At 44.5% G+C, this 10,743-nt stretch carries 10 protein-coding genes, 16 tRNA genes and 1 rRNA gene; 6 read left to right on the plus strand and 21 right to left on the minus strand.

The window, feature by feature from the left end; all coding sequences use genetic code 11:
* Positions 1-54: 54 nt before the first annotated feature.
* From H7J92_RS10440 to H7J92_RS10450, 3 genes are read left to right on the plus strand one after another with little or no spacing between them, the layout of a single operon-like run.
* A complete protein-coding gene (locus H7J92_RS10440; RefSeq protein WP_221836883.1) occupies positions 55-474 on the plus strand; it encodes a disulfide oxidoreductase in 420 nt (139 codons plus the stop codon).
* A gap of 7 nt (positions 475-481) precedes the next feature.
* The gene (locus H7J92_RS10445) at positions 482-955 is read left to right on the plus strand and encodes a thioredoxin family protein (RefSeq protein WP_009498314.1); all 474 of its coding nucleotides are present in this window, start codon (positions 482-484) and stop codon (positions 953-955) included.
* A gap of 13 nt (positions 956-968) precedes the next feature.
* Complete coding sequence (locus H7J92_RS10450) at positions 969-1,811, plus strand: RluA family pseudouridine synthase (RefSeq protein ID WP_221836885.1); 843 nt, start codon at positions 969-971, stop codon at positions 1,809-1,811.
* 44 nt (positions 1,812-1,855) lie between these two features.
* On the opposite strand, the gene H7J92_RS17850 is transcribed toward H7J92_RS10450, so the two are convergent.
* Together H7J92_RS17850 and H7J92_RS10460 are read right to left on the minus strand one after the other, a co-directional pair.
* Positions 1,856-2,794 (minus strand): methyl-accepting chemotaxis protein, encoded by a 939-nt coding sequence (locus H7J92_RS17850; RefSeq protein WP_078817872.1) that lies wholly within the window; start codon positions 2,792-2,794, stop codon positions 1,856-1,858.
* Between the two features lie 195 nt (positions 2,795-2,989).
* Entirely contained in the window at positions 2,990-3,814 is an 825-nt protein-coding gene (locus tag H7J92_RS10460; RefSeq protein WP_221836888.1) for an aldo/keto reductase, read from the minus strand.
* Between the two features lie 158 nt (positions 3,815-3,972).
* Here H7J92_RS10460 and H7J92_RS10465 point away from each other — a divergent pair, with 158 nt between their 5' ends.
* Entirely contained in the window at positions 3,973-5,271 is a 1,299-nt protein-coding gene (locus tag H7J92_RS10465) for an NCS2 family permease (RefSeq protein ID WP_040759548.1), read from the plus strand.
* A gap of 241 nt (positions 5,272-5,512) precedes the next feature.
* On the opposite strand, the gene trmL is transcribed toward H7J92_RS10465, so the two are convergent.
* Positions 5,513-5,989 carry a tRNA (uridine(34)/cytosine(34)/5-carboxymethylaminomethyluridine(34)-2'-O)-methyltransferase TrmL gene (gene trmL / locus H7J92_RS10470; RefSeq protein WP_009498319.1) on the minus strand — a complete coding sequence of 159 codons (477 nt, stop codon included), beginning with the start codon at positions 5,987-5,989 and terminating at the stop codon, positions 5,513-5,515.
* A 3-nt stretch (positions 5,990-5,992) separates the two neighbouring features.
* Positions 5,993-7,147, minus strand: a complete 1,155-nt coding sequence (gene queG, locus H7J92_RS10475) for a tRNA epoxyqueuosine(34) reductase QueG (RefSeq protein ID WP_246602801.1) — start codon at positions 7,145-7,147, stop codon at positions 5,993-5,995.
* 37 nt (positions 7,148-7,184) lie between these two features.
* Between queG and H7J92_RS10480 the strand changes: the two genes are divergently transcribed.
* Positions 7,185-7,904, plus strand: coding sequence for a B3/B4 domain-containing protein (locus H7J92_RS10480; protein WP_078817871.1), 720 nt, complete (start codon positions 7,185-7,187; stop codon positions 7,902-7,904).
* Positions 7,904-8,416, plus strand: a complete 513-nt coding sequence (locus tag H7J92_RS10485; protein WP_078817870.1) for a DIP1984 family protein — start codon at positions 7,904-7,906, stop codon at positions 8,414-8,416. Before H7J92_RS10480 ends, H7J92_RS10485 begins: the two co-directional genes overlap by 1 nt.
* Before the next feature lie 439 nt (positions 8,417-8,855).
* Here the strand turns inward: H7J92_RS10485 and H7J92_RS10490 are convergent.
* The 17 genes from H7J92_RS10490 to rrf all read right to left on the minus strand — a co-directional run bounded on the left by H7J92_RS10490 (position 8,856) and on the right by rrf (position 10,577).
* Positions 8,856-8,936, minus strand: a tRNA-Leu gene (locus H7J92_RS10490).
* Positions 8,937-8,959: 23 nt separating this feature from the next.
* A tRNA-Cys gene (locus tag H7J92_RS10495) sits at positions 8,960-9,033 on the minus strand.
* A 7-nt stretch (positions 9,034-9,040) separates the two neighbouring features.
* Positions 9,041-9,115, minus strand: a tRNA-Gly gene (locus H7J92_RS10500).
* 8 nt (positions 9,116-9,123) lie between these two features.
* A tRNA-Gln gene (locus H7J92_RS10505) sits at positions 9,124-9,195 on the minus strand.
* A 4-nt stretch (positions 9,196-9,199) separates the two neighbouring features.
* Positions 9,200-9,275: transfer RNA gene (locus tag H7J92_RS10510), tRNA-His, on the minus strand.
* Positions 9,276-9,318: 43 nt separating this feature from the next.
* Positions 9,319-9,394, minus strand: a tRNA-His gene (locus H7J92_RS10515).
* Between the two features lie 21 nt (positions 9,395-9,415).
* Positions 9,416-9,486, minus strand: a tRNA-Trp gene (locus tag H7J92_RS10520).
* A gap of 3 nt (positions 9,487-9,489) precedes the next feature.
* Positions 9,490-9,574 (minus strand) — tRNA-Tyr (locus H7J92_RS10525).
* Positions 9,575-9,582: 8 nt separating this feature from the next.
* Positions 9,583-9,655 (minus strand) — tRNA-Thr (locus H7J92_RS10530).
* Between the two features lie 14 nt (positions 9,656-9,669).
* Positions 9,670-9,745, minus strand: a tRNA-Phe gene (locus tag H7J92_RS10535).
* 52 nt (positions 9,746-9,797) lie between these two features.
* Positions 9,798-9,873: transfer RNA gene (locus H7J92_RS10540), tRNA-Asp, on the minus strand.
* A gap of 1 nt (position 9,874) precedes the next feature.
* Positions 9,875-9,949 (minus strand) — tRNA-Met (locus H7J92_RS10545).
* Positions 9,950-9,967: 18 nt separating this feature from the next.
* A tRNA-Val gene (locus H7J92_RS10550) sits at positions 9,968-10,043 on the minus strand.
* A gap of 102 nt (positions 10,044-10,145) precedes the next feature.
* A tRNA-Glu gene (locus H7J92_RS10555) sits at positions 10,146-10,220 on the minus strand.
* Between the two features lie 23 nt (positions 10,221-10,243).
* A tRNA-Ser gene (locus H7J92_RS10560) sits at positions 10,244-10,335 on the minus strand.
* Between the two features lie 5 nt (positions 10,336-10,340).
* Positions 10,341-10,415, minus strand: a tRNA-Asn gene (locus H7J92_RS10565).
* A 46-nt stretch (positions 10,416-10,461) separates the two neighbouring features.
* Positions 10,462-10,577: ribosomal RNA gene (gene rrf, locus H7J92_RS10570) — 5S ribosomal RNA — on the minus strand.
* Between the last annotated feature and the right edge of the window lie 166 nt (positions 10,578-10,743).

The raw sequence follows: 10,743 nt of genomic DNA on the forward strand, positions 1-10,743 counted from the left end.
AAGGCTTTTGTCATGAAGGAATGTCTGCATTCATTAGAACTGGAGAGATTACATATGCAAAAAAAACAAGAAAACCTGCTCCTTTTCATCTGGGCTGTAGCCCTATCTGCTACACTAGGTTCCCTGTACTATTCAGAGATAAAAGGATATATTCCTTGTACACTTTGTTGGGTTCAGCGTATTTTCATGTATCCGATCGTCCTGATCGGTTTGGTGGCATTGATTCAGAAAAATGGTAAGATTGCTTGGACGACTGCTGCCTTTTCATTCATCGGAGGCTGCATCTCTCTTTACCATTATGGTATTCAAAAACTTGCCTTTCTGCAGGAAAGCGCTCCTTCGTGCGGCGCTGTTTCGTGTACAGGCCAATACGTCAATTACTTTGGCTTTGTAACCATTCCGTTGATGGCGCTCGTAGCCTTCGCAATCATTTTCATCGCAAGTCTCGTATTGTTGAAACAAATAAAGGAGTGACACACACATGAAAAAATTATTAGCTATTGGCGGCATTATTGTTGTAATCTTCGTTCTGATCGTTGTGCTCAATAACCAATCCAATAAAAAGAAATTAGCGGATAATCCGTATGGAACCAATGATTTGGATCAATCAACCATCGATATATTATCGGATAAGAACTACCAAAGTATCGCCCTTCCCGATGAGGTTGACAAGCAAATCGAAAGCGGAGAACCGACAACGGTCTATTTTTTCAGTCCGGATTGTCCGCATTGTAGGGAAATGACACCGCGCTTAATGCCGCTTGCCGACAAATACGATGCGCATATTTATCAGTATAATATGAAGGAATTTGGTGACCAGGCAGAAAGTCGTTATGGCATTGAAAGCTGGCCGACACTCGTTCACTACAAAGACGGTAAAGAGCAAGGCAGAATGTCCGGCGCACATCCAGATGAAGACATTAAGGCATTTTTCGACGAATTCGAAAGCAACTAAGGAGACTAGATAGATGACAAGTTTTCATTATACGACTCGCAAGCCCGGTGAAACCGTTGAACAGCTGCTCAGGGAACAATGGCAAGGCGGCAAAAAGACGGTTCACCAAATGCGCATGGATAAAAGCGTAACCGATGCAGACGGTCAACCTGTTGAGTGGAAAGAACCTTTGCCTGAAGGCACTCGACTGATTTTCGGCTTTTCCGATGCCCATTCATCGTATAAACCGGAGCCTTTTGATTCGCTGAATGTAATTTGGGAAGACGAGCATCTGCTTGCAGTCCATAAACCAGCCGGAATCGCAGTTCATCCCGAACACGCACCTGGCACAGGCACGCTGATTAATGAAGTAATGGGTTATATCGATGCAAAAGGCGGCAGCTATGCAGAACATATCCATCGTCTCGATCAGCACACAGCAGGACTTTTGCTAATCGCCAAGCATCCAATTGCCAAAACGATGCTGGATCGAATGTTGGAACAGAATCGAATCGACCGCTTCTATACGGCAGAACTGGAAGGTCTGCTAAGAAAGCCGCGCGGTACGATCAATATGCCGATTGGTAAAGATCGTTACCATGCTACGAGACGCAGAGTATCTCCTTCAGGACAATCTGCGGTAACTCATTTCCAAGTGCTGGAACGCAGACCTGACAGCACGCTTGTTGAAGCTCAGCTGGAAACCGGACGCACACATCAGATTCGTGTCCACTTCGCCCACTTAGGTCACCCGGTCATCGGTGATCAATTATACGGCAGTGAAACGATTGCGAGAGGTCCCTATAAATTGACCGCGTCAAAAATTGCTTTTGAACATCCGATTACGATGGAATCTATCGTATTGGAAACAGAATAAAACAAAAATCCGCGAGAAAGCATTCATGCTTTCTCGCGGTTTTCCTATTTCACTAATAATTGATGTATTCCGTTCTCCAGGCGCTTATCGACTTCTTTCGCGTCTTCAATATGTTCCACAATGAGTTCATGTGCAGAAGTAAATAGCAAATTGGCCTTTTGGAGCTCTGCTTGCATTTGGGCTGATAATTTATTTTGCTCGGCAATCATTTTTTCAATTGAGGAGATATCGATTTGACTTCCTTGAACCGTCTCCAAGATGTGATCGATTTTTGAGGCAGTCTGCAAACTCACCGCCACCCCTTGCTCAATCAATACTGAGCTTTTCTTGGTAGCTTCCAATGCTTGCTGAATTTCATCTTTCAAGGAGTTTGTTAATGACTGAATATCCTTTGTGCTGTTGGATGTACTTTCCGCAAGTTTTCTCACTTCCTGCGCAACAACAGAGAACCCTTTTCCATATTCCCCCGCACGCGCCGCTTCAATCGATGCATTAAGCGCCAATAAATTCGTTTGGGCTGCAATATTCTCAATGACGCCGACAATCGACTGAATTTCCACAGAACGATCACTCAATTGTGTCATACTTTCTTCCGACATCTCCATATGCTTTCCTAAATCATTCATTACTTGCGCCGTTAAACGAACGTCCTCGGCTCCGTTCTCTGCCTCTTTTACCATGTAAATCGATTTCTCTTCCAATGAACGTCCATTGTCATATAATTGCTTGGAAGCATCTGTCGTTTGTTCGCTAAGATCTTGAATTACATGAAAGCTGCTTTCTATTTCTGAAACCGCTTCGCCTAATACGTTATGCTGGGCATTTACTTTTTCATGTTGCTCTACTGCAGCAGTCAATTCCGTCTCTACTTGTTTATAGCGCTCGTGTTGTTCGGTTTGCAAATCATCTGTAACAGATACAGGATTCAAATTATCTTCCTGAATGACCACGCGTTGTTCTGGTTTTCGTCGAAATAGCGCCATCTTATTTCCCCCATTTTCTATATATAAACTGAAATAAATAACATACACTCAAAGCAAAACGTAGAACCCGTTGATTTCCGCTCCAGGCGGACGCTTTCCGCGGGGCGCGGGAGTCGCCGCCTTCCACTCCAATCAACTGAGTGTCCATTTCTGCACGAACTCATGTAAAACTTTAATTCAACATATACAGTTCAATTAATATGTGGCCGGATCCGTTCCCGTTCTTTCATCGCGGTTCATTGCATCGATTATCGCCATTTCTTCGCTAGTCAGTTCAAAATCGGCTACTTCACTATTTTCTTTAATACGTTCTACAGTCACCGATTTAGGGATTACGATCAAGCCATGCTGAATGTGCCACCGAATGATCACTTGTGCGACAGTTTTGCCTTGTTGCGCAGCAATCGCCGATAATGTTGGGTCCTGCAGCAATCTGCCTCTAGCAAGCGGACTCCAAGAAGTGACAGCGATTTGATGTTCATTGCAAAATTGACGAAGTGGTTCTTGTGTTAATATCGGATGCAATTCCACTTGGTTAACCATAGGCCGAATGTTTGCGACCGCAAAAATTTCTTTCAAATGATGTTCATGATGATTCGAAACCCCTGTTGCACGGATTAATTTCTCATCATATAAACGCTCAATGGCACGGTAGGTATCTACATAGCTGTCGCTAACCGGCCAATGTGTCAAATATAAGTCCAAGTAATTCATATCCAGTGCAGTCAAAGAACGCTCAAATGCGCGCAACGTTTCATCATACCCTTGTTCATCGTTCCACACTTTCGATGTAACGAACAAGTCTTCACGCGGCACAGCGGAATTCCGAATCGCTTCGCCCACTTCCCTCTCGTTCTGATAAATAGAAGCCGTATCAATCGCACGATAACCTAATGAAACCGCTTCCTCAACTGCCTGCATTGTTTCCTCTGAATCTGTCATTTTATACGTACCTAAACCAAATTGCGGCATTTGTACGCCGTTACTCAATAAAACCATATGTTCAAAAATAGTCGACATGAAAATTCCTCCCTCGGTTACTCTTGGTTCAATTGTACAGTTTTTTTTACTGATTTACGAATAACTTTTTCAATATAGTGGGTTGATTTCTGTCGCTAAAACGAATAATATGGTCTATGGTCTTTACTTTTGTTCGTCATTTAAGGGGAGAATGTATAATGTTTCAATTAAAAAAGAATAATACAACCGTTAAAACTGAATTATTGGCAGGAATGACTACATTTTTGACCATGGTTTATATTGTCATCGTCAACCCGATCATCCTTGCAGATGCGGGTGTTCCTTTCGATCAAGTATTTCTGGCAACCATCATCGCTACTGTGATCGGTACAGTATGGATGGCTTTGTTCGCCAATTATCCGATAGCGATTGCTCCGGGGATGGGATTGAACGCCTATTTTGCTTCTGTGGTCATCGGCTCTGATGGTCAACTCGATTATCTGACTGCTTTTTCCGCCGTCTTTATCGCGGGTCTCATCTTCTTTTTACTATCGATGACTTCGTTCCGGGAAAAGCTGATCGAATCTATTCCTGAGAATTTAAAACATGGAATTACGGCGGGCATCGGCCTGTTCATCGCATTTTTAGGACTGCGTTTATCCGGGTTGGTCGCGCCGCATGAATCCAATATTGTACAACTTGGAAACCTGACTTCTCCAGGTGTACTTCTGACACTCTTTGGATTGATCGTTACAATTATCTTAATGAACTTAAATGTCTACGGAGCGATTTTCATTGGAATGTTTACAACTGGCATCGTCGCCGTCTTTACGAAACAATTAAAGTTCGAAGGTTTCATGAAAATGCCACATCTGCCTGAAGGCATTCTCGTCTGGAACCCAATACAAGCGATGGGTGATGTCATCTCACACGGACTATACGGTGTCGTCTTCGCTTTCCTGCTCGTTACGTTGTTCGATACAACGGGAACGATGATTGGTGTTGCCAAGCAGGCAGGTTTGATGAAGGGTAAATCTTTACCGCGTGCACGTCATGCGCTTCTTGCCGATTCACTGGCCGCCTCAGTCGGCGCAATGGTTGGAACGAGTCCAACGTCAGCTTACGTAGAATCGTCCTCCGGCGTCGCCGTAGGAGGCCGTACAGGGTTGACGACGTTGACCGTAGCCTTCCTATTTATATTGGCAGCGTTCTTCAGTCCTGTCGTCAGTGCTGTATCTGGCGTCGCGGCCATCACTGCCCCTGCCCTGATTATTGTAGGAAGCTTGATGATCAGTGCCGTCAAACACATCGACTGGGATTCATTTGATGAAGCATTTCCTGCGTTCCTTGTAATCTTGACGATGCCTCTGACATCCAGTATCGCTACAGGGATTGCGTTAGGTTTCATTACGTATCCATTATTGAAATTGACAAAAGGACAAGGTAGACAAGTTCCCTTGCTGCTTTATATTTTCGCTGTTTTGTTCGCCTATCAGCTAATATTTCTGCCGCATTAATAATTGTTGAGAACCTGTCACAAAGTATAACGAAGAACATTTCATTTTTTCTGCTTTTACGGTATACTGATTGAAGGACTACTGATTTTACAGGAGGTACAAACCATGAGACTATTATTAATTGCAGCTGTCTGTTTCGCGTTTTTATCTGCCATCTTTACAGGTGGATACGAAGACAAGCCAGGTCAACCAAAACGATAAGTATATAAAAAGGGACGGGCAATATGCCCGTCCCCTTTTTTTACGTTAAATGAGCAAACTTCTGTTGTCTCAAGGCTTCATAGATTAAAATTGCTGCCGTGTTGGATAGGTTCAATGAACGGATATGTTCGTCGTTCATCGGGATGCGTAAACAAGTTTCTTTATGTTTCGCAATAATCTCTTTCGGCAACCCTGTCGTTTCCTTACCAAAGACAAAGAATACATCCTTCTCCGAATCCGAGTAATCGAATGAATCATAGCTCGTCTCTCCGAATTTCGTAATGAAATAAAATTCTCCTTCTGGATATGCATCCAAAAATTCTTGAATTCCATCATGATACGTAATGTCCACATGCTCCCAATAATCCAAGCCCGCTCGCTTCAGCATTTTATCTTCCGTCGAAAAACCTAAAGGGCGAATTAAATGGAGGGCTGTATCTGTCCCGGCGCAAGTACGTGCGATATTTCCCGTGTTTGCTGGAATTTGTGGTTCGAATAAAGCTACGTGAATTGTCATTTCTTACACTTCTTTCTTTTGGTTACTAGATAACTGTTTCATCGCTTTGTTAATTTCTGCTATAACTGCTTCGTCTTGTTCAATTTGTGATACTTTTTGCAATATCTCTTCAGCCGGCTCGGTACCAATTCGTCCGAGTGCCCAAACAGCTGTCCCCCTGATCATTGGACGAGCATCTTCTCTCACTAATCTCCCCAGTTCGGGAATAGCCGACTCATCTTTAAAGTGGGCTAATGCGATAAGCGCATTGCGTTGAATTGGATTTTTGCCTCGCCATGACCCCGACATATGTCCATACTGCTCTTTAAACTGCCGATTAGACAATGACAAGAGCGACAATAACAGAGGTTTTACACGTTCAGGCTCGGGTGTAAAGGCTGGTTGATGCGTATGATTCATCCCTTTATTCTTCGGACAAACCGTTTGGCACGTATCACAGCCATATAAACGATTTCCTATCTTCTGTCTGAACTCTTCAGGCACTGGCTGCTTCGTCTGTGTCAAAAAAGCAATACAACGCTGAGCATTTAATTGACCCGGCTGAATAAGCGCGCCTGTAGGACATGCATCCAAACATAATGTGCAATCCAGACACTGATCTTCCATAGCCCTGTCAGGCGCAAACGGCAAGTTCGTAATCATCTCACCTAGATAGACATACGACCCAAACTCCGGCGTAATGATGGAACAATTTTTCGCCGACCAGCCAATGCCTGCTCGTTCCGCTACTGCGCGATCCACTAACTCTCCCGTATCGACCATCGAACGGAGTCTGGCATCCGGTACCTTCGTAAGGATGAATAGCTCCAACTGCGCAAGTTTATCCCGCAACACCGTATGGTAATCCTCGCCCCAAGAAGCCCTGCAAAACATCCCCCGTCGCTCGCCTTTCTTACCACGAGGACTGTCAGCCATTTTCGAAGGATAGGCGACAGCTATCGAGATAATACTCTCCGCACCCTCCAGCAATAAAAATGGCTTCGTACGTTTCTCCACATCCGGCTCTTCAAAGCCCGACTGATAGTTTAGCTCTTGTTGCTGTTTCAGACGATCTTTTAATTTCACAAACGGGGCAGCTGTCGTAAAACCTATTTTGTCTATTCCAATGGACGCCGCAAACTCACGTATCTCTTGCTGCAACTGAGCGACATTCACCATTCCCCGCCTCCCTTATGATAAGATGGAGTAAAATTACATGTGGGTGATTCTGATGCAACTTACTATCCATCCTTCTATATTCACTAAAATTCCTGATTTTAAATTAGGCATAATTCATTATACCAAAACAATTGTCTCCGCATCACCTCAGATGCTAAAAGGTCGTTTGCAATTATTTCAAGAACAACTCTATTTTGAACTGCTCGATAAAGAGTTAATCGAATTTCCGGGCTTGGCAGAATGGCAATCTATTTGGAGAACACTTGGTTCTGATCCATTGACCAATCCTTCGGCAATGGAAGTGCTTATGAGAAAAATTAGGGCAAGAAAATATACTCCCTCATTTCATAGCGCGGAAGATTTGAATACATTCTTTTCATTGCAATATGAAATACCTACTGTCATTTACGACTCAGACAAGATAGCTGGAAACATTCAGTTGGCACTTGGAACTGCCGAGGATGGCTATGAAGGCTTGAACAACCATTTCAACACCTTTGACAAACTTCTTCTTTTAACCGACGACTACAGCCCTTTTGGCAGCCCTCACGTCGATTCTATTCGCACTGCCGTCACAGAAGAAACGATAAATATACTGCAGCTGCTTTTTATTCGTCCTTCATTAGATAGCACAGAAGCTATACAACTTACTGAAGCATGCGCAAAAATGTTTACCAGTATAAATGGAGGGAATCACTTTAGTACAGTGTTAAATGCGCAGAATTCCTCCTGCGACATAGATAACGGGGTGAAATAATGAGCATCACATTAGCAGAAGGTATAAAACTAAAGAGCATTCTATCCAAACAACTGCGTGAACTGGAAACAGAAGCGCGCCGGGTAGCTTTTATTACTGTGGAAAAAGGCACTGCGCCACCACCTGTTCCTCGAACCTTAAATGACGTTGAAAACGAAATGGAGCAAGTAAGAAAAGATCAGCGTACGCTCGACTTCCTTATCTACAAGGCAAACAGTACACATTCCGTAGACTTCGAGGGACAGCAGATCACCTTGGTAGAAGCAATTGAATTAGCAATCCAACTACGAGCAAAAGCAACCTTTTATAAAGAATTATCATTGGCAAATAAAGAGGAGCTCCAATATGGGTATGCAGAAACTACTACCGTCTATCGTGTAGCTTTATTTGACCCAGAAGTTTATCGGCAAAAAGCACAGCTGGCAGAAAAGACAGCACACCAGCTCTCTAACCGAATCAACACAAAAAATTATACGATTAACCTAGAATTTGATGGTTCTAATTATTTCTGACCTTCGGAAAGGTGAGACTCTTTTCCGGAGCATGGAGCGAGAAACAGAAACACAACTTTACTAGTCTAAACCGATGACCCATTTCCTTTCACACTTTGACCTATAACCCATAACCATCCATGGCAACGGCAATGAACCCTTACAAATAGCATCTAAACAAATTCATGTTTCTCCTCTATGGAGGCTGTCTGAGAAGTCATTTTCATTTGACTTTTTGGGCGCCTCTTTTTTGTGCGGAAAATTCCTATGTTTATTCTTGCCAGTCAAGTTGCTGTCTCTGGCTGTATTGGTGCGTTCTAGAATGGAATTGTTTGTTGTTTATGTTTGATTCAGTTTGAAAACACTTTGATGCATCCCTTTGCTAGTCTTACATCTTTTAGCTAATTTTAATTTTTAAAAACAAAAAAAGAACACAGCAAAGGCTGTGTTCTTTTGGTGATACCCGAGGCCGGACTTGAACCGGCACGCCTCGCGGCATCGCATTTTGAGTGCGACGTGTCTGCCATTCCACCACTCGGGCATGATAAGTAATATTATAAAATTTGGAGGCGGCAACCGGAATCGAACCGGTGGTAAGGGTGTTGCAGACCCGTGCCTTACCGCTTGGCTATGCCGCCAACATAGTGGAGCGGAAGACGGGATTCGAACCCGCGACCCCGACCTTGGCAAGGTCGTATTCTACCACTGAACTACTTCCGCGAAACCAACTGGGGTAGCTGGATTCGAACCAACGAATGACGGAGTCAAAGTCCGTTGCCTTACCGCTTGGCTATACCCCACTAATGGGGCGGACGAGGGGAATCGAACCCCCGAATGTCGGAACCACAATCCGATGCGTTAACCACTTCGCCACGACCGCCATGATAGTATTTATTATAGTACAACAATGATGGAATTATGCATGGGGCGGACGAGGGGAATCGAACCCCCGAGTGTCGGAACCACAATCCGATGCGTTAACCACTTCGCCACGACCGCCATAAAATAATTTCAAAAATACAGGGGCAGTAGGAATCGAACCCACACCAAAGGTTTTGGAGACCTCTATTCTACCGTTGAACTATGCCCCTAAATGGTGGTGGGGGACGGATTCGAACCGCCGAACCCGGAGGGAGCGGATTTACAGTCCGCCGCGTTTAGCCACTTCGCTACCCCACCAGTAAGGATGCCGGCGAAAGGACTTGAACCCTCAACCTACTGATTACAAGTCAGTTGCTCTACCAATTGAGCTACACCGGCATATTAATAATAAATGGTGGCTCAGGACGGAATCGAACCGCCGACACAAGGATTTTCAGTCCTTTGCTCTACCGACTGAGCTACTGAGCCACATTTGCTATGTTTAAGATCACAACTTAAGACAAAGCTATGTAAAAGATAATGGCGGTCCCGACGGGAATCGAACCCGCGATCTCCTGCGTGACAGGCAGGCATGTTAACCGCTACACCACGGGACCTTGGTTGCGGGGGCAGGATTTGAACCTGCGACCTTTGGGTTATGAGCCCAACGAGCTACCACTGCTCCACCCCGCGATAATACTATAAATTAAATGGTGGAGGATGACGGGCTCGAACCGCCGACCCCCTGCTTGTAAGGCAGGTGCTCTCCCAGCTGAGCTAATCCTCCTGGGTAAATCAGTCACGTACTATTGTACGCTCCTTCTTTCTCTCAATTGCTTCCTAGTTCTGCTCGCTTCTCCCAATTTCATCGGAGATACAATGTTTGAAATGGTGACCCCTACGGGATTCGAACCCGTGTTACCGCCGTGAAAGGGCGGTGTCTTAACCGCTTGACCAAGGGGCCATATAAAGTATAAGTATGAAAACTGGCGGAGAGCAAGGGATTTGAACCCTTGAGGCAGCGCAAACCGCCTACACGATTTCCAATCGTGCTCCTTCGGCCACTCGGACAGCTCTCCAATTTTGGCTCCGCAGGTAAGATTCGAACTTACGACCGATCGGTTAACAGCCGATTGCTCTACCACTGAGCTACTGCGGAATAATTATAATTGGTATGTGGCACAAGGTTTACAGCGTTTTTCACAGACCAGCGACGTCTTACTCTCACAGGGGGAAGCCCCCTACTACCATCAGCGCTGAAGAGCTTAACTTCCGTGTTCGGTATGGGAACGGGTGTGACCTCTTCGCCATCGTCACTGAACTGTTTTCAAAGCCATCATTATTATACCAAACTGAGCGGATTTGTCAAACGTTTTTTGAAAAACTTTTGAATTGTTCACTCAAAACTGAATAAAAGACATTGTGTACATCAAGTAGTACTTCTTAAAATAGGTTAAGTCCTCGATCGATTAGTATCTGTCAGCTGC

The sequence above is a fragment of the Sporosarcina aquimarina genome (assembly GCF_019748715.1).
GTDB classification, from domain to species: Bacteria; Bacillota; Bacilli; order Bacillales_A; family Planococcaceae; genus Sporosarcina; species Sporosarcina newyorkensis.

What these genes read in the sequence shown, in the direction of transcription:
- H7J92_RS10440 (WP_221836883.1), top strand. Translation starts at nt 55, where the DNA reads ATGCAAAAAAAACAAGAAAACCTGCTCCTTTTCATCTGGGCTGTAGCC.
- H7J92_RS17850 (WP_078817872.1), bottom strand. Translation starts at nt 2,794, where the DNA reads ATGGCGCTATTTCGACGAAAACCAGAACAACGCGTGGTCATTCAGGAA.
- queG (WP_246602801.1), bottom strand. Translation starts at nt 7,147, where the DNA reads ATGGTGAATGTCGCTCAGTTGCAGCAAGAGATACGTGAGTTTGCGGCG.
- H7J92_RS10460 (WP_221836888.1), bottom strand. Translation starts at nt 3,814, where the DNA reads ATGTCGACTATTTTTGAACATATGGTTTTATTGAGTAACGGCGTACAA.
- H7J92_RS10445 (WP_009498314.1), top strand. Translation starts at nt 482, where the DNA reads ATGAAAAAATTATTAGCTATTGGCGGCATTATTGTTGTAATCTTCGTT.
- H7J92_RS10480 (WP_078817871.1), top strand. Translation starts at nt 7,185, where the DNA reads ATGTGGGTGATTCTGATGCAACTTACTATCCATCCTTCTATATTCACT.
- H7J92_RS10450 (WP_221836885.1), top strand. Translation starts at nt 969, where the DNA reads ATGACAAGTTTTCATTATACGACTCGCAAGCCCGGTGAAACCGTTGAA.
- H7J92_RS10465 (WP_040759548.1), top strand. Translation starts at nt 3,973, where the DNA reads ATGTTTCAATTAAAAAAGAATAATACAACCGTTAAAACTGAATTATTG.
- trmL (WP_009498319.1), bottom strand. Translation starts at nt 5,989, where the DNA reads ATGACAATTCACGTAGCTTTATTCGAACCACAAATTCCAGCAAACACG.
- H7J92_RS10485 (WP_078817870.1), top strand. Translation starts at nt 7,904, where the DNA reads ATGAGCATCACATTAGCAGAAGGTATAAAACTAAAGAGCATTCTATCC.